Annotated in this window: 15 protein-coding genes and 3 pseudogenes; 6 read left to right on the top strand and 12 right to left on the bottom strand. The window is 54.2% G+C overall.

The features are described 5' to 3' along the window. The 4 genes and pseudogenes from IQ265_RS09235 to IQ265_RS09250 all read right to left on the bottom strand — a co-directional run. A pseudogene (locus IQ265_RS09235) lies at positions 1–85 on the bottom strand (IS1 family transposase); the annotation flags it as partial. 38 nt (positions 86–123) lie between these two features. Continuing rightward, positions 124–390 (bottom strand): annotated as a pseudogene (locus IQ265_RS09240) (ParA family protein); the annotation flags it as partial. Positions 391–564: 174 nt separating this feature from the next. Then, complete coding sequence (locus IQ265_RS09245; RefSeq protein ID WP_194052675.1) at positions 565–1359, bottom strand: hypothetical protein; 795 nt, start codon at positions 1357–1359, stop codon at positions 565–567. A 9-nt stretch (positions 1360–1368) separates the two neighbouring features. Next, positions 1369–1557 (bottom strand): hypothetical protein, encoded by a 189-nt coding sequence (locus tag IQ265_RS09250; protein ID WP_194052677.1) that lies wholly within the window; start codon positions 1555–1557, stop codon positions 1369–1371. A gap of 208 nt (positions 1558–1765) precedes the next feature. On the opposite strand from IQ265_RS09250, the gene IQ265_RS09255 reads away from it, so the two are divergent. From IQ265_RS09255 to IQ265_RS09270, 4 genes are all read left to right on the top strand, one after another. Beyond that, positions 1766–2413 carry a hypothetical protein gene (locus IQ265_RS09255; RefSeq protein ID WP_194052678.1) on the top strand — a complete coding sequence of 216 codons (648 nt, stop codon included), beginning with the start codon at positions 1766–1768 and terminating at the stop codon, positions 2411–2413. A gap of 48 nt (positions 2414–2461) precedes the next feature. Further along, a complete protein-coding gene (locus IQ265_RS09260; RefSeq protein WP_194052680.1) occupies positions 2462–2779 on the top strand; it encodes a hypothetical protein in 318 nt (105 codons plus the stop codon). Between the two features lie 132 nt (positions 2780–2911). Further along, the gene (locus IQ265_RS09265; protein WP_194052682.1) at positions 2912–3292 is read left to right on the top strand and encodes a hypothetical protein; all 381 of its coding nucleotides are present in this window, start codon (positions 2912–2914) and stop codon (positions 3290–3292) included. Between the two features lie 120 nt (positions 3293–3412). After that, complete coding sequence (locus tag IQ265_RS09270) at positions 3413–3631, top strand: hypothetical protein (RefSeq protein WP_194052684.1); 219 nt, start codon at positions 3413–3415, stop codon at positions 3629–3631. Between the two features lie 313 nt (positions 3632–3944). Here IQ265_RS09270 and IQ265_RS09275 read toward each other — a convergent pair whose 3' ends face one another. Beyond that, positions 3945–5519, bottom strand: a complete 1575-nt coding sequence (locus IQ265_RS09275; RefSeq protein WP_194052686.1) for a hypothetical protein — start codon at positions 5517–5519, stop codon at positions 3945–3947. Positions 5520–5926: 407 nt separating this feature from the next. Then, positions 5927–6169: a hypothetical protein gene (locus IQ265_RS09280; protein WP_194052688.1), complete on the bottom strand. Its 243-nt coding sequence runs from the start codon at positions 6167–6169 to the stop codon at positions 5927–5929. Positions 6170–6684: 515 nt separating this feature from the next. Here IQ265_RS09280 and IQ265_RS09285 point away from each other — a divergent pair. Further along, the gene (locus tag IQ265_RS09285; RefSeq protein ID WP_194052690.1) at positions 6685–8760 is read left to right on the top strand and encodes an NACHT domain-containing protein; all 2076 of its coding nucleotides are present in this window, start codon (positions 6685–6687) and stop codon (positions 8758–8760) included. Between the two features lie 6 nt (positions 8761–8766). On the opposite strand, the gene IQ265_RS09290 is transcribed toward IQ265_RS09285, so the two are convergent. Both IQ265_RS09290 and IQ265_RS09295 read right to left on the bottom strand, forming a co-directional pair. Beyond that, positions 8767–11385 carry a carotenoid oxygenase family protein gene (locus tag IQ265_RS09290; RefSeq protein ID WP_194052692.1) on the bottom strand — a complete coding sequence of 873 codons (2619 nt, stop codon included), beginning with the start codon at positions 11383–11385 and terminating at the stop codon, positions 8767–8769. Positions 11386–11794: 409 nt separating this feature from the next. Beyond that, the gene (locus IQ265_RS09295; protein ID WP_194052693.1) at positions 11795–12916 is read right to left on the bottom strand and encodes a WD40 repeat domain-containing protein; all 1122 of its coding nucleotides are present in this window, start codon (positions 12914–12916) and stop codon (positions 11795–11797) included. A 202-nt stretch (positions 12917–13118) separates the two neighbouring features. Here IQ265_RS09295 and IQ265_RS09300 point away from each other — a divergent pair, with 202 nt between their 5' ends. Then, positions 13119–13292: a hypothetical protein gene (locus tag IQ265_RS09300; RefSeq protein ID WP_194052695.1), complete on the top strand. Its 174-nt coding sequence runs from the start codon at positions 13119–13121 to the stop codon at positions 13290–13292. Between the two features lie 179 nt (positions 13293–13471). Here IQ265_RS09300 and IQ265_RS09305 read toward each other — a convergent pair whose 3' ends face one another. The 4 genes and pseudogenes from IQ265_RS09305 to IQ265_RS09315 all read right to left on the bottom strand — a co-directional run bounded on the left by IQ265_RS09305 (position 13472) and on the right by IQ265_RS09315 (position 21196). Beyond that, positions 13472–14863: an amidohydrolase family protein gene (locus IQ265_RS09305; RefSeq protein WP_194052697.1), complete on the bottom strand. Its 1392-nt coding sequence runs from the start codon at positions 14861–14863 to the stop codon at positions 13472–13474. A 715-nt stretch (positions 14864–15578) separates the two neighbouring features. Then, complete coding sequence (locus IQ265_RS09310) at positions 15579–19568, bottom strand: AAA-like domain-containing protein (RefSeq protein ID WP_194052699.1); 3990 nt, start codon at positions 19566–19568, stop codon at positions 15579–15581. Positions 19569–19681: 113 nt separating this feature from the next. Further along, positions 19682–19838: pseudogene (locus tag IQ265_RS30060) on the bottom strand (type II toxin-antitoxin system mRNA interferase toxin, RelE/StbE family); the annotation flags it as partial. Further along, positions 19820–21196, bottom strand: a complete 1377-nt coding sequence (locus IQ265_RS09315; protein WP_194052701.1) for an AAA-like domain-containing protein — start codon at positions 21194–21196, stop codon at positions 19820–19822. The gene IQ265_RS09315 and the pseudogene IQ265_RS30060, both read right to left, overlap by 19 nt. Positions 21197–21328: the final 132 nt, after the last annotated feature.

The following is a 21328-nucleotide window of genomic DNA, read 5'->3' on the forward strand; positions in this document are numbered from 1 at the left end:
CGCAGGCTACACAGATGTGGTTTTGTTTACCTTTCCGCTTGCCATTCTTACGGATGTGAGTGGCTCCACATTCTGGACATTGCATCGCAGATCACCCTAACTCATCTCTCAATTATGCAACGCCGCCAATTCCTTTAAGTCGGATGAGTCTGGGCGGGCTGGAGTATCAATCACGATGAAGTCACGGCCCTGTACTACCTTCATGGCTTTGCGCTCGTCGGCCACTAAGAACGGCAGCTGGCTGCGATCGCTCCATGCGATCGCGGTTCGGTTGGGGTCGCCATCCACTAGCACTACATCGCCTAGTCGGCTGAGGTAGGTAGCGACATGGATCGCTGTCATGGATTTACCGCAGCCCCCCTTGTAGCCAGTCACGGTGATGATTTTCATCTGGTTGTCTGGTTATCTGGTTTTACGGTCATCTGGCTTGCCAGATAGCCAGATTCTACTACTTGTTTGCTGGCCCAGACCTGTTTTTTGGCGCGGCGATCTCATCTGATTATCTGGTTTGCTAGATAACCAGATAACCAGTTTTTGACATTAGATGGCTAAAGCGTATCTCTCCTAGGCCATCGGAAAATGCTTGGCAAACTTGATTTGAGTGAGCCGGATCGCTTCATCGTGGGCCTGCTCAATGTCGTCGAGGTCGAGCAGGCCCACCATTTTCTCGCAGTAGGCGATCGCCTCCAGTCCCACCGACTCCGGCACATAGTTGCGGGCAATGCGGGCATCCCCATGAACTGGGTTTGCCCAGGTTTCTTTCATGGTGGCCGCATCCATGCCGAACAGGCCCCGATAGACATAGTTTGTCCAGTAGCCGTAACGGCCCCGTGGGTCTTTCTCCTGTACCTCCCAACCCCATTCAGCGCGAGCGGGCTTACCAGCTTCCCGCGACATGATCCAGGTCTGAACCCGTTGGCTGTCATCTCGCGTGTAGACGCGCTTGAGGATGGTGTAGGCCTGGGCGTAAACGCCCTCAGCCGCGAACCAGGCCAGAAAGTCGATCAATCCATCGCGGGCAGGCTTCCGCAGCTTGCCGGGGTTCTTAGCCCAGTCTCGTGCCAGAGCAACCCAGTCAGAAGCTTCTATGACCTGGTATTTATTGCCGTCCTCCCCAGAGATTTGGATCACCCTGAAAAGCTCTCCTGATGGGAGTTTGAGGTATGTACCCTCTTCGTTTTGGATCACCCTCTGAGACAGTGTGTTTGAGGGGACGTTGGTATGTCTATCCATGCCCCGAAAGCCCATGCCGAGGGAGGGTTTGTCTGGCCCCAGGCCGTTGGGGTCAATGATGATGGCTTGAATCTCCCGGCTCTTGTAGCGCAGGGGGATGATTTGACCGGCGCGAAATTCAGGCATGGTGACTGTCTAGGATTTCTCGGTTTTAGTTCTCTGAATTTCCTCTAGGCGCTCCTCTACCAGCAGCCGGAGCTTCTGAGCCAGGGGTAGCCTCTCCCATAGCGGGTTATCTGCATGAGCTGATTCGATCGCTTCTCTCAGCCCTTCAATGTCAAACGTTACGCGGTCTGCCACGGTTTCACTGCGTCTAGTGGTCATTGCCTAGCTTACTCCTGTGCAATTTGAGTGATTCGATTCTATGTGATTCAAATTGCATCAAAAGTAATTATGCGATACGATCCGCTGCATAGTGCGCAGGGTGCACGGTAAATGCACAGGTCTTGTGCCTTATCCGCGCGATCGCTGCACAGACAGAAACCTCAGTTTTCCAAGGGTTTCGCAGATTCATCCTTATGGAGTTACACAAATGCAGCAGGCAGAAACGCACGATTGGCGCACATCGAGCGCACAGGAGCCGCGCATCGCCGCACAGTTCCCCGCCGTCATCGAGGGGGAGTTGTGCGAGGGTGCCCCCTATAGTGGGGCGCAGCTGGCCGGTGAGTTGGCGATCGCAGAATCGACCCTAAGAACCCGGTGGTTGCCCTGGCTGGAGCGGGTGGCCCCGGTGGAGCTGCTAAGGACAGAGGCGGGGTATACCGACCTGGCGCGATCGCTGGTGCTGGAGTTCAAGCAGGTACCCAGCCGGAAAGCGGCCCGTGAGAAATGGGTAGCGGAGGCCAAGCAGCGGTACAGCCGTGAGTTCTCGCTCGATGGACTAGTGGGGCCGGGGGTGTGCGGTGAGTTGGGTAATGCCCTGGCGCTGGTCAGGCAGCAGGGCTCACAGATGCAGCTATCGGCGACACCAGGCTTTGAGCAGTTGAAAGACCTCATCGGCCAGCAGAGCAAGGTACAGGCCGACTTTGACGCGGCAGAGGTGGCCGCGATGCGGGCCAGGGGGCTTAACCGGGGAGTGCAGCGGTTTCAGATCGAGGTTGAGGCCGAGGATAGCGCCTACTTCGAGCTGCGGCGGCTGCGTTCCCAGGCAGGCCAGGTCGAAGGCCCCCAGAGCGCTTAATTACTCACCCCCTTCCAACGTTGTTTCTTGAAATTTGAGGTACTACCAATGGGCTTGTTTAGCCGACGCAAGAGTGAAGAGGAAGACGATCGTAGCCTGCTTGAGATCAGCAACGACAGCGGTGACCACTGGGTTGCCGACATCCCTACCAAAGGCGTTAAGGAGACAGAGAAAGCTCTGCGGGATGCTGGGGTAGAGCGGGATGACGACGAGCGGTTGGTGAATACCTACCAGGCCAGCCGTATCGTAGATAGCCGTGACTCCAATCAACACCGCTACCGCTCTGAGCGAGTTGTCGATGAGGCTGAAGACCTAGAGGACTCCTACGACCGGGAAGATGTCTCTGATTTAGAAGATGGACCCTAGCGAGCGGGAGGATGATACCAGCGACTTTGAAGAATCAGAGCAACCAGCTAGCTGGCGCTGGTGGTAGTCGTCAGAGTTAAAATGTGGGAGTATTTCTGTACTCCTACGCCGTCTCTTATCTTGGAGGTCGTTATGACCTATTCACGCTCCAACCATCTCGAAAACATGGGCATCGACTATGAGCACGACGATGCCTATGCTGACCTTGAGATTGACCAGGCGGTGCTGGATGACATCGCCAGAACGAAGCTGATTTTCTGCGGTGACACTCAGTCTGGGGTGCTAGAAGACTGCTCCTACATTTCTGTAGACCCTCAGTACCAGGGGAACCTGTCACCAGGGCAAAAGCGGCTCTACGAGGTCTTGCGGTCTTGGCAGGAGGGCTCTGTTTACACCATCACTACCATTGGCAAGCTAGCCCACATGATGGGGTTAAAACATCCGATGGCCTGCGGGAAGCGCCTGGAGAATTTGCAATCTCTGGGGGCGATCGCTGGGCTGAGGATGCTTTAGCTGCGATCGCCTGACGGTGCGACCTTTCAGTTTTCTATTTCCTATCCCCCACCGCCTGCCCCAGCGATGGGGGATTTGTCGTTTCGGGGCAGTCTACGGGCAACTGTCTGAGGGTGCAGAATGAAAGAGGCTAAACCTATTACACCGACTACGATACGGCCTCTGCGGGTGCTGGGGGCGATCGCAGCCGGTGCTGTTCTGATTTTCGTGTCTACCTTCCTCATCCATGAAGGCAGCTATCAGTATCGGCTCTGGCGGGCCGGTGGTGTTTGGTGCGCCACGCTGGAGCCAGACGGTACGATCACTAAGTCTCTTGGGGCTGAGAACTGCGGGAACTGATGAAATTCGATTGGTGCGATCGCATTCATCAGAACTGCTTTGCACGGTGAGGTAGCCTGCCCCCTCCCCGCCGAGGGAGAGCCTTCGACTATTAGCATTACTCTCTGTCAATCCAAAAAGCAAAACGGTCGTCGAGTACGCCCTTGATGTTCTCTATATCCCGATCGGCGTATCAATATATGCGGTGCGTGACGAACTCCCGCTAGCCATGCAAAACAGACTGTCGACTGCTGAGCAGTTAGAAATAGAGCTAGAAGCCGCTGTGAAAGAGCTAGAAGCCGCTCAGCCTGATAGGCCGCGAAATCCTGTGGCTTTACCCATACCCCTCCTTCTGAAGCCAACTCTGGGCTTCCTGTCGCAAGATGGGATCCCCAGAATTGAGATAGTCCATCATGCGCTGCCGGTGTTGCAGCTGCTGTGCCAGGCTGCGCTGCTGCTGATAGGCGTACTGGCGCTGCTTGAGGTGTTCCCGAGCCGCTATTACAGCCTGCTGGGTTTGCTCCCTGATGTTAGCGGGGCTGGAAGTATTGCCATCACTGGTATTACAGCCATCCACTCCCAATAAGCTTGTCGGCGTGGGCGGGAATTTTTGAAATTCCTCGCCCTGCCTCTGAAAAGACTCGCCAAGTCTTGTTTTTTGCTCGTCAGGCTCTGTTGCTTCTTCTTGGGGGCGAACGTGGTCCGGATGCCACAAGTCTTTGTGTGCGTAGAGTGTGGCTCCGCTGATGCCTTCTCCTGTTAATGCCTTAAATCGGCTGGTGGTCTGGGCTGGCCAGCTATCGCTGTTCAACAGTTGGGCGACACTGGCACGGATGCGTTTCCTAGCTGCTTCCTGCTGGCGCTGGTTCCAGCTCGCTTTCCTTTCCTGTTCGGTAACCGCATCAGGCTTTTTCCCAGAACCGTAGGGATAGTAGTGGCTGCTCTCTACACATCTGGCCCAGGCTTTGGCGCGATCGGCAAGGTCATCCTGGTGACCGCAAAGGTCGTCAAATCCGGGGAGGCTTTTTGCGGTATCGATAATTGTCTCGATCAGATCTTTCCCCACTAGCGGCTGCGCCAAGCCGAGCAGTGTTTGCCCGAAGACATACGCTCGCATGGCAATCCGCCCGAGCAAGCGGTTGGTCTGACCACTGCCGGTCCAACCCTGTTCAATTTCCGCATTCAGGTCGTTGAGGAATTTTGCTGCCTTTTGGCTAATGCGGTATGGCTTGCGCAGGGTTTTCAAGGTGCGAGCTAGAGTTGCCTCATTAAGGGCGTTTTTAGCTATCGCCCAGCGCCATTGGGTGAGAAAGGTATCTTGGCTGCTGTAAATTGCTTCCCCCTGTTTGTTGAGTAAATAAGAGCCATTCTGGAGGGGGAGCCGATGGCCTTGGTATAAGCTCAGGCTGCCGTCGCTAGAAAAGGGTTTCTGGTTAGGAAATACTTCCAGCAGGCCTCCGGCTATCTTGAAACCCGCTTGCTCCAGCACGCTGGTGACGGCTGTTGCCACATCAAAGGTTTTAAGCGGCTCTTCAAAAGGGAAATATAGATGTAATCCCCCGGACCAGGAACTCTGCACCGTCACCCAGGCTGTTAAGTGGAGCTTTTCTTCTAGGGCACCGGTGAGTTGGGGGATGGCCAATGGGTCGCGGCTGGGGTGGTAGGCCGAGGTGCTGTCAATATCGAGCATGGCATAGCTGGTCTTGGCTCCAAACCGAACGCCGTAGAGATAGCTGCCTTGGGTGATGAGGCGATCGGCGAGCGGATGTCGCCCTTCTGTCTGCCACTGCGGCTTTTGGCCAGGATTAGGATGCTCAGCCCAAAGATAGTCATACCGGTGGGGCCAAAGCGCTAAAAACGGGGTTTCATGTTCCTCGACATAGGAGAAACGGGTCGGTTGCTGCTTCACTTCCTCTGTGGTTCCAGTAACGGCAGGAACCCAGGTACAAAGGCGCAACAAACTATCCGGCACCACAAACCATTATGGCTTGTGGCCCCGAAACAGAACGGCACACCCCTGTGTTCCTGGGAGAGTGCCGGGATCAAAGGAGTGTGCCTTATAACGAAGCATCACCAATTCTGAAAAATAGTTGCCAGAATTGGTGTGTCTTCAATAAAATGGAGACACAGGTATCCTGTGATGAGTTCACTTCGCCGGCTAAAGCATCGGTGAACTCATCTGAATCCCGACTGATTGTTTGAGTAAAAGGCCCACTGTTGTCAGCAGTCGGGTCTTTTGCGTTTCAAAGCCCTGTCAGGGGCCGGATTCCTCCAAAAAACAACGTCTCTGGCCTGATAGCAGCCAAAAGATGCCCATCACACGGCAACCGCATCTTCTTCTTTGCTGGCCTCAGGAGCAAGCATTTGCGGGGTAACGGAAACAGCAATCAAGCCGCGTCCAATCCGCTCGATGAATTCACTCCGCGAGAGCTTGAAGGTTCTTGCCAGAATATCGAGGCCATCAACGCTGGTCGGCGTTAACGACATATTGACACGGGTCTTGGTCTCTCCATACTCGGAAGGGCGTCCTTCCGGGTTGCGTGAGGTGGCGTAGCTCATGGCAAGCAATCACAGGCAACAGTTAGCGACAATAATACACAAGTATCTTGAAAAAAGATCGTGTGTACCGTTGCATATCCAATATGAAGATATTTGAACGGTTTTAGCCCTCGCCCCAGCTCCACAAGCGGGATCCATCAAGAGTCCAGCTTTTTTGTGCCAGATACAAAGCAAGCGCCGACAAGTTCCTTGCGTATACGGCCCCAAAGTAGCGAAGCCGCGATTGGGAACCATTTAGTTCCTTTGTATTATCTGAGTAGTTGCGCCGAGAGGCAACTAGTCAAGTCGCGCGCGCAGGCAACTGGGCAAATCACAGCCACTAACGTGCTTAAGGCTATTGGGCACAATCTTCTTGTACCTTCTTAGGGTAGGGCACACAACAGCGTGTGCTCCCCCTTAATCAAGTGAGCCTGTCTTCAAAATTTAGAAGACTACTAAGAAAACCTTTGCGACCTTGTACTGTGACTTTTTATTTGCCACTGTACTTACATCAGTAATTGGTAAGAGTAGAGCTAATGTCTCAAGCCAGACGCGCCCCATCAGCATCAACCCGATTGCGCCTGGTTCAGACTCTAAATGCACTGCCTCCGACCCAGTTTGAGGAGATCATCTTTGCCCTGCAGCCTCCTGGCGGCAATGTTCCCGGTAACTCGGCCCCCCAGGGTGCCCGTAGTGCCGCCCTGCTGGAGTGGGTTGAGAGCCCCATTGGCCCCGGGCTCTCAGCCTTAGAAGCCGTTTTAGCCAGCTTTTTACCTGACTCTCAGCAATCTCAGGTCGAAAGGGCCTTACTAAAACAGGTCAGTCAAGAGGTGTACTCTCGCCTCGACCAGTCGTTGCACAGAGCGGTTCTGATTGACCTTGCCAAAGAGGAGCAATCCGGCCAGGTCAGTCGTCCCTGGGTATCGGAAGTCAAAATTGGCAGCAGACCGTTCAGACCCGTGCCAGCCGAGACAACGCTGTTCGAGGTCTTCACCCGGGAAGACATTGATGAAAAGTTACTGATCCTGGGTGTCCCCGGCTCGGGTAAGACTACGAGCCTGCTTGATCTGGCCAAAGAACTCGTCAGCCGGGCTGAGCAAGACCAGTCCTTTCCTATACCCGTCCTGGTGAATCTGTCCTCCTGGAAAAATGACAGGCAGAGTATCCCTGACTGGTTGGTGGAAGAGCTAAACCTGAAATACGGTGTATCCGTCAAAATTGGCAAAGAGCTTCTGGAGAGACGTCGGCTGTTGCCCCTGTTAGATGGCCTAGATGAGCTAGAGCCCTGGCGACAGGAACCCTGCGTCGAGCTGATCAATGCCTGGCTGGGGTCAGACTTGCGGCCTGTCAGTCTGGCCGTCTGCAGCCGTCTTGATGAGTACAACTCCCTAACAACAAAGCTCAAGCTCAATGGCTGTGTCTGCCTGCATGTACTCACCGACGAGCAAATTCAGGACTATTTGGTCAGGGTCGGCCACACCGACCTGTGGCCTGTAATTTGCCAGGACAGAGACTTACTTGAGCTGGTCAGAGTCCCTTTCTGGCTGAGCATTCTGGTGTTGTCTTCTTCAGAGTTTTTGGTTGAAGAGTGGAAGCACCTCCCTACCGCTGAGAGACGGTTGGACTATCTGCTCAGCGTGTATGTCGCCCAGATGCTCAGCCGAGAGATCTGGCACCGAAGTAAGGCGGTCAGCCCACCCCCTCAGACCCTAAAGTGGCTGGGCTGGCTTGCTAGCCAACTGGACCGCCGTTCCCAGGATGAGTTTTTGATTGAACAGATGCAGCCTGACCTGCTGAGGACAAAACAGCAGCGGTGGATTTATCAGGCGGCTGTTGCACTCATCTTTGCTCTTCTAGATGGTCTTTTATTTACCATCATATTTACGCCCTCTGTTGGACTAATTGTGGGAGTCGTTATGGGGCTCATCGTAGGCATCTCTGATAGGGCTATCAGTACCTACCGTACAAGCGATATCAGCACAGTTGAGACATTTAAGGTCTCATTCTTGAACAAAATTCCCAAGGAAATCTGGGCGCACCTGAAGCACAATCTAGTTGTTGGTTTAGGGATTAGCCTGGTAGTTGGGCTTGTTGCCTGGGCTTCCGAGGGGGAGTCTTCAGTGGTCGCTTTAAGCCTACTTGGTGGGATGGCTTTTGGAATGATTGGTGGACTCGTTTTTGGGCTCATAGGCGGACTCAGAGCAGATATCCAGAGCAGAAAAGTGCCTAACCAGGGAATTTGGGCATCATTAAAAAACGTGCCCCTCTTGGTTCTCTTAATATATCCAGCAGGGGTCATGCTAGAAGCTATCTACAAATTGATCTTTGGAAATTCTCTCCATTTGTTAGTGGTTTTAATTCATGGCTTTGCTTGGGCCTTGGTATTTGCTTCGGGAACGAGTGGAAAAGCCTGTATTCAACATGTAGTGCTGCGCATACTTCTGTACCTGAATGGCCGCATACCGTGGGACTATGCCCACTTCCTAAACATTTGTACAGACCGTTTACTCTTACAGCGCATCGGCGGTAGATACCGGTTTATTCATCGGCTGGCGCGAGAACATCTGACGACCTATGAAAACACGGACACACGGCTACCTCCTTCTCGCTAAGAGATCTCATTTAGTCCAGGTTATAGAGCCTTCACGCATCTGTTCAATGAACGCTTTATGGACATCCCGGAACAGGGTTTCAGTCTTTTTGTCTTTCTTTTTGAGCGTTCTGGGCGCATCGATTCTGCTGTACCCATCGCCTGCATCGGGGAGTAAGGCTCCATAGTCTCGCCAGAAGGCGTCTTCGCGACGGTTGCGCCTAACATTTGGGTCAAGGTACTCCTGACTCTTTGTAGAGAAATCATCTTCCGATAACCAAATTGAGTGAATGGTCATTCCTAAATTCAGGGGTTTTTTGGAACAGGAAAGCTTGTAGACAATGGCTGCCTGGTCAGTGTTTTTACGATTACCCAGGTTGTTCCCATCGAAGACCCAAAACTCATCTTGAGAACTGGCATTAGCCGTTCCGGCATGTTCATCGGGGGCATCAGCGAGGACCACACAGGCGATATACCCGTGGGTGTTTAAATCCTGACCTTCAGGGCAAGGCGTTGTCTTGGGGATGAACTGGGGCGAACAGGCAAAATGTCCCGCTGGAAAGTCGAACCAGTCTATGATCTCCATGGTTTCGGTGTCTAAACGGAGCAGTTTGCAGGGCTTTCCGGTCTCCGGTAACCCAGTATGATGAATGACCCGAAAATCACGGTCTTTATATATCTGGTAGAGGCGTTCAGGAACAATCTCCCAGGAGAATCCGTTACACATCCAAAACATCGTCTTAATTTCTTTGTTCTTGTGCTCACTGGGGCGATCGCGACAGATATCGCGGTGAGTGTAGACCGACGGCCACCAGGTATGCTCGACATCGCTGATGATCTTAGAATCTAGCAGCGCACCCGTTTCACCATCGATTACATACCGCCCAAAGGAGCTGACATCCATTGCTCCAGTAGTCATCCCTGTCAACCGCTGGAAGTTTTTCTTTAATCGTTGAAAATATTCCTCCAGTCGTTGGTAGTCTTTTTCTGAAAGCCCCCTCTGCTCGGGTGTAACTGGACGGTCGTATTTACTGATCCACTCGGTAACGTCAGTACTGTTGTTGTGCCCGATATGGAGGGTGATTTTTCCCTGCGGATTACTGTAGTCAGCCGTAAAATGAGACACCTCGCGAGGGATGTTAACCTCACGGACTCGCACTGACTGCTTGTGCCCCGTTGCAGAACCGGAGCCATTGGCAGAACTTTTCAGACATGACCGACTGATGATGTAGAAGTTGGTGGTCTGAGATGGCGGAATGAGCTGTAACAGCTTTATGTACAACCAGTACCCAACCTGTAACTGCTTATTTAATAACCACTGCTGCAGCGATTCACGGCCCTTTTGGCCTTGAGGAAGGCTATCAATAAGCAATGCCAAAACTGCCAGTATTTTGTTAAGCCATTCCTCAGGCAGTTTCGCGAAAGAAAAAATCTGCGAGAACTCAATTTTGAAAGCAATGTCTGCCAGGACAATGTAGTCTTCAGTGATGACCATCTGGTGAACTGACTGTTCCCCAATAACTAACTTGCTGATGTCAGGGCTCTCTTTGTTCCAGTCGGGTAAGACGAGCTGCCATCGTTCTAGTTTGCGATCGCTGAACGTATACCGCAGCAGGTCAGTAAATCCATAGACCCGTGATCCATAGACCTGCTGACTATCAGACGCTGGTCTGGCTAATATCGCTGACCCTAGGCCTAATTTCCTCACCCAAAAATCAGCGCCCTTAACTGTTATTTGTCGTAACCAGCTAAGGACTGGTGCTACACCTAATTTCCTCGCCCAAAAACCAGCGCCCTTAACTGTTCTGCGTCGTAACTTGCCAAGTAGGCGATCAAACGTCTTTCTAAATTTCCCCTTGTACCCAATTGAGTAGTTCAGAGTGAGAAAGTGGTCCTGGGTTAGCACGGCAGGGGGATGGTGGGAAATTCCAGGAAAACTATTTCCGGGCCTAAAGCGATCGCAGACCGGATGGGCCGGGTTGGAATGGGGTGGAAAGACGACATCTTGCAGTGCTTTTTGTAGTGATTCTGCAATATCTGCAAAGGGATCTGTCAGACTGATCCATTCATCCATTCTGCCGACTGGCTCAATCAGTTCCATACTGTCAGGGTCAACTACCCAGGGGATGCCAGCATCAAACGTGACTATGAAGCGCCTCGTGGTCTGGAGAAAGGCTGTGTTGAGCTGGTTGCGGTTGCCCAGTTTGGGGCTGCTGCGGCTGGGGCCGGCGTCCCTGAAGCAGTAGGCTTTTCGATACTCGCTCGATCGCTGCGTAATTTGATCGGCATAGTAGCAAGGTGTCTTGGCAATCCGTGACTTCAGGGTAGCTTCACCGCTAGCAAAGTGGACTCGGTAGAGCATACCGTCCCCGTTGATCACCAGAGTCCCTTCTGGTGCAAGGGCAGCGGCGACAAAGTAATACCCAGCTAAGTCAGGTGGTAACTTGTGGGCATCACCTGGCAAGACAGTCAACTCCGACTGTTTGCCAATTGTGAAGGTTTGTACAGAGAGGTTAATACCGTTAACTTCGGCCCGACAGGTTTTTACTACAGACGTTGGAATACTGTATGGATGCCTAGCTCTCTGATCCTTCGAGGAGTCGTGAGGGCTTTTAGGTTCTTCTATAGGAGATGTAGAGCAGTCCATCAAGAAGGGCTCGACTAAGGATTGTTAGGGAAAGATTATTGAAACAAAAGCGTAGAGCAACCCGTTACGAAGAGCTTAGCGACGGTGGGCGATTTGAGTGTAGACATCCTCAATGGTATCCAGGTTAGGCCCAATACTGGTAGCCAATCGGCACTGGTCTGCTAATAGGAGACAAGCGGCTGAAAGCCTCTCTAGACGGGCACTTTCAGAATTCTCACTTCAATTGGCTTGAACCATTGCCACATAAAGGTTTTAGGACTTTATCACCTTTTAAGAGACCAATGCCGGCCTGTGAGACGCCATTGGGACAGGCGATCGCGGTAGTCTAGGGCTTAGGTTAGCTGCGCGCGCAGGCAACTTGTCTTCAACGATGTTTCAACGCTCCTAAGTAACCTTCGCCGTGGGCTAGTTATTGGCCTTGGAGATTCCAAAGTCGAGTAATGTAGTCTACTCCGGCTGTTGCAAGGAACTGGCCGTCGGGGCTAAAAGCCATAGAGGTGACACGTCCATCATGACCCTCTAACAGTGCTATTTGTTGGTTCTGGAGATTCCAAAGCCGAGTAGTGTCGTCTCCTCCAGATGTTGCAAGGTATTCGCCATTAGGGCTAAAAGCCATAGCCCAGACGATAGGCCAGTCGCCACCCTGATGTCCCTCGAGCAGTGCAAGTTGTTGCCCCTGCAAATTCCAAAGCCGAACAGTACCGCCTTCTTCGGTTGTTGCCAGGGATTGGCCGTCGGGGCTAAAGATGGCATTCTTCCCCTGTAGGGATACAAGTTGTTGACCCTGGAGATTCCAAAGCCGAGTAGTGCCTTCCTGCCCGCTCGTTGCCAGGTGTTGTCCGTCGGGGCTAAAGGTGAGAGAGAAGACATACCCCTGATGCCCCTCTAGCAGTGCAAGTTGTTGACCCTGGAGATTCCAAAGCCGAGCGGTGCCGTCAGCTCCAGCTGTTGCTAGGAATTGTCCGTCGGGGCTAAAAGTGATAGACGAGGAACTCCCCTGATGTCCTTCTAGCAGTGCGAGTTGTTGACCCTGGAGATTCCAAAGCCGAGCGGTGCCGTCGAATCCGGATGTTGCGACGGATTGGCCATCGGGGCTAAAAGCCATAGAAAAGACGTTCCCCTGCTTGGCATCTAGCACTGCAAGTTGTTGACCCTGGAGATTCCAGATCCGAGCGGTGCCATCGACGAGTCCGAATGTCGCGATGTGCTGCCCATCGGGGCTAAAGGAAACTCGGCAGACTTCTCCCTGATGTCCTTCTAGCACTGCAAGTTGTTGACCCTGGAGACTCCAAATCCGAGCGGTGCCATCTTGTCCGGCTGTAGCGATGCGTTGTCCATCGGGGCTAAAAGAGATAGAGTCGACAATTCCCTGATGCCCCTCGATCCGAGTTTCCTGCAGGGTGTCTAGGTTAGGTTGCAGTGCTAAGAGCGGACTTAATGCCGGACAGTCCCTAGTAGCTCGGGTAGTATTGCTGTGACAAAACAGGTTGTCAATGTCTTGAACCTGCACCAAGGCAAGAGGGGCAGTCAAGGCTGTCAGGCTAAGGCCAAGGGCAAGCAAAAGACGCATAGCAGCAGCCTAGGATAATTCTTCATTCGATTTCAATGTAAACGAAAGCCTCTTGTTTGTAAAAAGTAGGGTGGGTAGTGCCCACCAATTCTTGTGCCAAATCTCCCGTATTCCTCCAGTTCAGGACGCAGGAGCGCCACCCAGAGATATCCCCACGCAAGGCATGGAAATGATTGATGAGGTGCTGCTAATTGCGGCACTAATTGTGGGCTCGATATTGGTGCTGGCGGGTTTGCTCTCGGCACTAACTGGGCTACAGATTGCCGTAGAGGTAGCTTTAATCGTCAGCCTGTTTTATCTCTGTATGAAGTGCATTAAGCGAGGCGATCGCACTTAACCAGAGACGGCTTTAGTAGTATCGTCTGCCTAACTGCTCAAATCAGCGGCGACAGAGAACATCGAATTCAGCACTGACGACTCTTAATCGTCCGCTGCATTTGAATTGTTAGCTGGCATACTATGAGGTGTACTAGTTGGGGAGAATTGAAGTACGTAATTGACCAGCTCGGTCTTCGGTTATCTGAGAAGGTTTTTGTAAAGTTTACCGTCTTTCATAATTACCACAAAGTTTTGGCTTGGGTTCTCGACCAACCGGATGTTATCCAAAGGATTCCCATTCACTAGCAATAAATCAGCGAGCGCGCCCTCTTCGACAACCCCCAACCTGCCCGGATAAGGGTTACGAGGACCCGACAATGACAACAATTCGGCATTGGTGCTTGTTGCCATCTTCAACACTTGATCAGGCGTATACCAACGTACCATTTTGGCAAGGATTGCTCCCTGCCGGGTTGCTAGCCTAGCATCAAACAATGTGTCGGTGCTCCAGGCTGTCTTAATATTGTATTTCTTCGCCAGTTTGTAGGCATTATCTGTGCCCTGAACCACTTCCAGTTGCTTCGAACGACTCACTGAGCCTTCTGGAAAAGGAATGGCATCTTCATCATCCAAAAACGGCTGAATGCTAAGCCAAGCCCCTTTTTCTGCCATTAACTTTGCCGTTTCCTCGTCCATTAACTGACCATGTTCAATGCACTTTATACCCGCACGAATTGCAGATTGCATTGCACTCGATGTGATGGCATGAGCGGTAACATAGGTGTTCCAATCTGTTGCGGCTTGAACAGCGACACGCAATTCCGATTCTGTAAATTGGTTAGCATCTAAGGGACCATAACTTGAACTCACACCGCCGCCTGCCGCCACCTTAAGTTGACTAGCACCGCGCATCAGTTGTTCACGGGCGCGGCGAAGCACCTCAGCCTCTCCATCGGCGATTGCAGTCATTCCAAATACTTCGGCGCGGCTGAGGGAAGTAGTTGGGGTTCTGGGAAGCTCATCTAGGGAGCGGTAGTCGCCATGTCCACTCGTTTGAGAGATCATTGCCCCTGAAGGCCAAATGCGCGGTCCTACGACATCACCTCTGTCGATTGCTTGCTTCAACTCAAATACAGGTCCGGCCAAATCCCTGGCACTGGTAAACCCTCGCAGTAGCATTTCGGTTGCATTGGTTTGAGCCTGTTGAACCAAAGCTTCTAGAGGAGTATCAGGAGAAAGGAGTTTTGCAATAGGGGTAGTTTCTGTAAACAGGTGAACATGGGCGTCGATTAGACCAGGCATTAGCACTCGCCCACTGCCATCGATTCGGGTCAGATTTACAGTTGGGAGTGCAGGAATAGCAGTGGTCGAAATCGTCTGGATTTTGTTGCCCACCACTAAAACATTAGAAGGCGTAGACAGTCCTTCAGATTTACCATTGAATATCTGCACATTCTCAAATAAGATGCTGGAGACACTCTGACTGGTGTTAGCTGGCTGACTTTGGACAGAACCTGTTTGTACTATGAACCCAATCAGGAGTATCAGCAGTACTCCTAAAATGATTCCAGGGCGAAATCTTGAAAGCATAAGTGTTACAAAGTAAATACTTTAGACCAGGTTCGCCTCTAAGAATGACCACAGGGAAGCTTGGTATTCACGCGTAAAATATCAACTAATGCTTGCCTATTTCAAGGATCTGTCACAAGTTGTAAACTAACGCCAGACTAACGGGACTAGTTCAACGGTAGCACTGCGCTTTCACTCCTGTCAGCTCGCCCCAAACTAGGTTTCACCGATCGCCTCCTGAGCGTTTCGCAGTTGCTAATCGCCGCTCATAATCGCCCTCAACCGACACCCTTCTAGGTGCTTTCACCGCCACAAACGAAACTGAAATTACTGCCTCAACAAACAATGCTCTGAGTGGCGTTGGATTGACAGGTGACAAGGAAACACCAGCCCAAGGACTGGATACGGAGCCAGCCAACTCATTATTAGAGAGAAAATTTCTGCATAATTCTTCCATTCAGGATCTTAGATAGAAAATTTCAGTGTAAATCCTTGGCGACTGGGGGCAAACAACTTAAGATTCCCTAGCTCTTTCGTGGAAATTTCCAAATTTTGTCCAACAATGCGTTTGACAATTACTATTCAGCTACGCTAGGGTCTCCCGTGGGTATAGGTGTGCAGTAAGCCAAAATGGCTAGCTGTGCGCGCAGGCAACTATTCCACCCACAGCAACTAACACGCTTACGGCCATTGGGTATCAACCTTTCGCATCGCACTGATCTGAAGAGTAGAGTAATCATGACCTGCGGCGCAGCACCCTTTTTTTGGCCTCAAATGTAGGTTGGCATAGCGCCCTCATTTGAGGCTGCGGGTTGGTTTGCAGATACTCGCGCACCCACTGGCAGCCATAGTCGTGGATTTGCTTTGACTCTAGAATGCGATCGAGGGGCCAGAGAATAACACTATTGTCGAGACCAGCGGAGGCCAGCAGGGGGCCGTGGGTACTGGTGGCAGGGTAGAAACTTACGTCTAGGGCGCGTTCTTCGTGGCCTTCGAGGGTGAGGCGCAGGGTGCCGTCGAGGGACCAGAGTTTGACGGTGTGATCCCAACTGGCGGAGGCAATGACGGTGCCCCAGGCAGCGGGCAGGCCCGAGTTGGGGGGGATAAAGGTGACGGCGTTGACGCGATCGCGATGCCCCTCAAACGTGCGAACCAAGGTGCCATCCAGCGACCAGAGTTTAACGGTGGTGTCTTCGCTGGCGCTGGTGAGCAGGGTGCCGTCTGGGCTAAAGGCCACATCCCAAATGTTGTCGCTGTGGCCTTTGAACATTTGGTTTGGCTGCGGGGGAAAGGTTCCGGTTTCGTTGCGCCGCCAGAGGTGGATCGCCTCGTCTAACCCGGCTACCGCCAGCCATTGCCCGTCTGGGCTAAAGATGACGGCGTTGAGGCGATTTCTGAGAGAATTTTGGGGAGAGTTGAGAGCTTGCGCTGCATCGGTATCTGGGGGCCTTTGCAGTGCTTGAATCAGGGTGCCATTGGGCCGCCACAGCTTAATCTGGCCATCCCAGCCGACGGTGGCGATTTCGCGATTGTCAGGGCTAAAGGCGACGTCAAAGGCGGTGTCGCCGTGGGCGTTGATAGCGTTGCGCAGGGTGCCATTCATCCCCCATAGGGTGAGGACTCCCGCGTTGCTGACGGCGGCTAGGGTTTGCTGATCGGGGCTGATCTCCACCGCCCAGACGGTGCCTTGGTCGAGGGTGAAGGTGCGACGCAATTGACCCTCACGGTTCCAGAGTTTGATGCTGCCATCGGAGCTGGAGGAAACGATGAAATTGCCGTCGGGGGCGATCGCCACATCCCACACCGAGGCGCTGTGGCCCCGCAGGGTGGTGAGCACGGGGGAAGCGAGCTGCCAGAGTCGCACCAGATCGTCTTCGCCGCCGGAGATCACTCGCCGACCGTCTGGGCCAAAGGCCAGGGCCAGGGTGCCGCTGGGGTGGGCATAGATGGTGCGGATGAGGGTGCCATCGCGGTTCCAGAGCTTAACCGTGTCATCCCAACTGCCGGAGGCGAGGGTTTGCCCGTCCGGGCTAAAGGCCAGGGCATCGACGGCCTTGCGATGCTCGGAAGTAATTTTTTGCAAGGTGCCGTCGGCATTCCACCAGAGGATGTTGCCGTAGGAGTCGCCTGCTACCAGGGTTTGCCCGTTCCCCTCTGCGGACGCTTCGCGAACAGGGCTGTAGGCGATGCTGTGCAGGTGGTTTTCGCCCTTGGTGGAGGGAACGGGGTTGGTGAGGGTGCGAACTAAGGTGCCATCGCGGTTCCATATCCGCACGGTGTTGTCGTCGCTGGCGGAGGCGAGGGTTTGCCCGTCTGAGCTGTAGGCCACGTCCCAAACGGTGCCGCTATGCCCGGTGAGGGTGCGGATCAGCTGACCGTCGCGGCTCCAAAGTTTGATGGTGCGATCGCTGCCAGCGGAGGCAAGCTGCTGCCCGTCTGGGCTAAAGACAACGGCCTTGAGCGGTTTTTGGTGGCCCGTTAGCGTGGCTACAGGGGTGCCATCCAAACCCCAGAGTCTCACGGTGCCGTCATCCCCAGCAGAAGCCAGGGTCTGCCCGTCTGGGCTAAAGGCAACCCCAGTGGCGGTGCCGGGGAGGCGGGCCACCAGCGTACCATCCATGCCCCAGAGCAGGGTGGCCTCTTTTTGGTAAGTGGCGGCGATCAGGTCGCCGCCGGAGCTAATGGCGAGGCCACGCACTCGGCCCAGTTGTCCGTTGAAACGGTTCCATTCCAGCGCTTGAAAGGTGGCGCGGCGCAGCTCGCGATCGCTGTAGCTGGCCAGCTCGGCGGGCACCCACCGCAGATTGTCGAGGCGGGTTTGGGCCTGGATTGCGGTGACGAGGGCATCAAGGCGGTTGCCGGAAGCAAATTGGGCGTCGGCGAGGCTGGTGATGGCTTCAATTTCGCGCAGGGTGGCCTGGTGCCGTTGGGCAAAGGCGTAGAGGCCGAGGGTAGTGGCGATCGCAAACCCTGCACTTACCGCCCCTAGCAGCCACCGCTGGAGCCGAAACCGCTCTTTCAGCCGCTTGGCTTCTTCGCTGCGCTTGACTTCATCCAGATCAGTGCTAGTGCCAAACCACTTCACCACCTGCCCGTCGGCATCGCGAATGGGCACGGCCCGGTTCAAAAACCAGCGGTAGTGGCCGTCGGCATCCTGCATGCGCAGCTCTACTTCGTAGGCCGCCCCGGTGGTGAGGGCGGTTTGCCAGGCGGTACGGCTGCGATCGCGATCGTTCGGGTGAATTACCTCCACTCGCTGCCAGCCTTGCAAAGCCTCCTGGGATTGGCCCGAAAAATCGTGCCCCTGCTGGTTGCTATAGGACAGGCTGCCGTCCGGCTCCACAATCCACACGATCTGCGGCACCGCCTCCGCTAGCTGGCGAAAGAACCGCTCGCTCTCGGCCTTGGCATCCAGCTTTTGCTGAATCTCCTGCCGCTCGGCATCCTGGCTGGCGGCGAGGAACTGGTAATCGACATCGCTGAGGCTCTTGTCCCGCGCCCAGCTTTCAGCTTCTAGCAGAGTTTGGCCCCGGAGCAGGTAGGTAGAGTCGGTGCGATCGCAGCCAATCCACCCATCCAGTGCCGTGGCGTAGGGGCGCAGGCGACGCAGCTGGCGATTCACCCAGTTGAGAGTAAACACCGCCCGGTAGATGCGGTTCTTAATCGCCAGCTCATTGCCCCGACGCACCACCAACCCCGACAGCAGCAGGTCGCTCTGCTCGCGACTGTCGTCGGATTGCACCGCTTCCCCCTGCAAAAGCTGCTGGTACAGGCCCAAAATTCTCGCCGTGCGGTCTTGGTGCCAAAACAAATGGTCACGAATGGTACGCAGGTGAATGGGCTCGTCTTGCGCTTCCCAATGATCGAGCAGGGCGGCTTTTACCAACCCCTCCACCCAAAACTCGGCCATGCTGGGGGAAAGTTGCAGAGGCAAGGTCTCAGCCTGCTGAGCATTTTTCACCGCGATTTGACACAGCTTTTGGGTTAAAAACGGCTGGCCACCCGTCCAACCTAAAATGGCCTTGAGCACCGCTTGGGGGCAATCTACCAGACTCTCTAGCCCCTGTTGCAGAGGCACGCTTTCGGCCAGGGTAAAGCCTTCCAAAGAAATGGCCTGACCGACGTTGAAGGGGGTGCGCTGCTTGTCGGCAATCAGGTCGGCAGGGGTGGCGACCCCAAACAGGGCAAAGGTGAGGCGGCAGTAGCGGGGGTTGTGGGCGCGCAGGTTATAGCACGATCGCATCCAGGCAAAGAAATCGTCGGTAGAAAAGTCGAGGCTCAGCAGCCCGTCGATCTCGTCAACGAGAATATAGACAGGCGCATTCCCGGTGGCAGGCAACACCACCTCATCCATCAGCTGGTTCAGCCGCTGCACCAGGGGCAGGCTTTCACGGACCTGCCACCAGGCCAAAAAGTCGGTTTGGCTCAGCAAATTTAGGCTTTGCAGCAGGCTCACCCCCACGCCGGTATACCATTGAGCTTGAGTGAGGCCGTTGCTGCCCAGGCGAGTCATATCCAGGTAGGCGCAATGTCCCCCAGCCTTTTGCAACTGGGCCTTCGCCCGCACCAGTAGGGAAGATTTGCCCATCTGCCGGGCGCTAAACACGTAGCAAAATTCTCGCGCCTGCAACGCCGCTACCAAGTCCACATCGGCCTGGCGCACCACGTAGGTGCTGGCCTCGGCGGTGAGGCAGCCGCCAACTTTGTAAACGGAGGGAATGATCACAAGCGGAGCAGTTTAGGGTGCGTTGCGCTCTATTATGCGATGAGTTAAATCATATAGCTGGCTGTTAGGTCACGCTAAATTGACTAACAAATGCAGCAACTGATGTTCTCTGCTCAATAAACTTTGTCGTGGGTGCCAATATCCAAGCGGAACAATGACCTCATCCTGAGTCATTGGATCTGTTTCAATCGAAAGTACAACGCGGCAATCGTAACCGCAGGAGCACGCTTTGAGACCCAACAGCTCGCCTTTTAACGAGTGAGTAGCCAATTTTGAGGCAAAGATAGCACCTGCTGAAAATATTGGCGGTAGAGTTCGCGGCTGATCTGCCAGCCCTCGGCTGAACCTTTGACTAGCCCCGTGCCTTCGAGTTGGTAGGCCTGCATTGGCTCTAGAGGTATAGGCCCCCCGCCCTGGACTAGCGATCGCAACGATTCCCCCAGGTGCGGCTGTGATCGCATAGTGGCCAGTAGCTTTTGCAAGTGGCCGCTGTAAATCCCCTGGGCCGTGCTGGCGGTCTGCAACAACTCGTCAAAGGTCAATAGTTCACGGCTGAGGTGGTAGATCGCCCCATGCACTAGCGAGGGATGCCCGCCCATCAGAGCGAGGAGCTGGTCGGCTTCGCAATCGCCCCAGTCCAGCCCGTACACCCTCGCCAGCTCTAGCACCTGCGCCGCCGTAAACTCCGGCAGGGCCAGAGCCAGGCCAATATTGAATGGGGAATAGTTGATATCCAGCGGTAGGTAGCTGTCGGTGGAGTAGGTGACGACCAGCCGTAGATGCTGCCACAGGGCATCGTGGCCCGCTTCTTCGTACCACGATCGCAGCAATGGCAAAAATCCCTGGGCGGTGGCGGGGTGCTCAAACAGGCGGCCAATATCGTTGATCGCCAGCAAAACGGGGCGGTTGACGGCGCGCAGCACCTGCTCGCGCACAAACAGGGTGGCACTGAGCTGGCTGCCGACCAGCTGGTTCCAGGCGGTGGCGGGGTTGGCATCGACGCCGAGCTTGAGGGCCAGGGTGGCGCAAAACCACTGCAGAAAGCGATCGCAGTCGCTCAGAATCTTGTCCCCTACCTGTTGCAGATCGATCGCCGCTGTGGCGTAGCCCAACTGCTGGGCCTGGTGCAGAATGCGCAGCAGCAGTGAGCTTTTGCCAAACTGGGGCGGGGCTTTGATGCGCACCACGCAGCCGGGTTGGGTGATTTCTTGAGAGGCCAGTTGCTCAATGGGCGATCGCACAATGTAGAGTGGCGACGCCAGCGGCAGTGGCCCGCTGGGGTAGCGGTAGGTTTGGGCGGTGGGGAACGGCTGAGCCAATGCTTCGACGGCAAGCTCTGCGTCGGTGCGATCGACCCACTGAAAGTCGCTCTCCTGTAGCTCCAGATTGAGGGCGTTAAAGATCTGCTGCAAACTGCGCTGGTCAATGCCCGATTTGGCCGCCCGCAGCCGCCGAATAGTGGAGGGCGACACGCCGGTAAGGCTGCTCAACTCTTCGGCGCTGTAGGGGTTGGCGTTGTTTTGTTGAGCTTCAAGATTGGCAATCGCACTTCGCAATCGCTCTAGCCCTGGGGCACTTAGCACCACCCCACGCTTACGCCTAACAATCTGCCGTTCATCGGAGTTCATACGATGTACTTTACACCGCCTAGAGCGGCTCACTCAGGGTGGCAACGCCTCTCAATACCGCTGACTTAACTGACCGAAAATCTGCTTAACTGACCGCAGGTAGTCGTCAGTCAATTAAATAGTTTTCCTTGC

This window comes from Nodosilinea sp. LEGE 06152, assembly GCF_015207525.1.
GTDB lineage: Bacteria > Cyanobacteriota > Cyanobacteriia > Phormidesmidales > Phormidesmidaceae > Nodosilinea.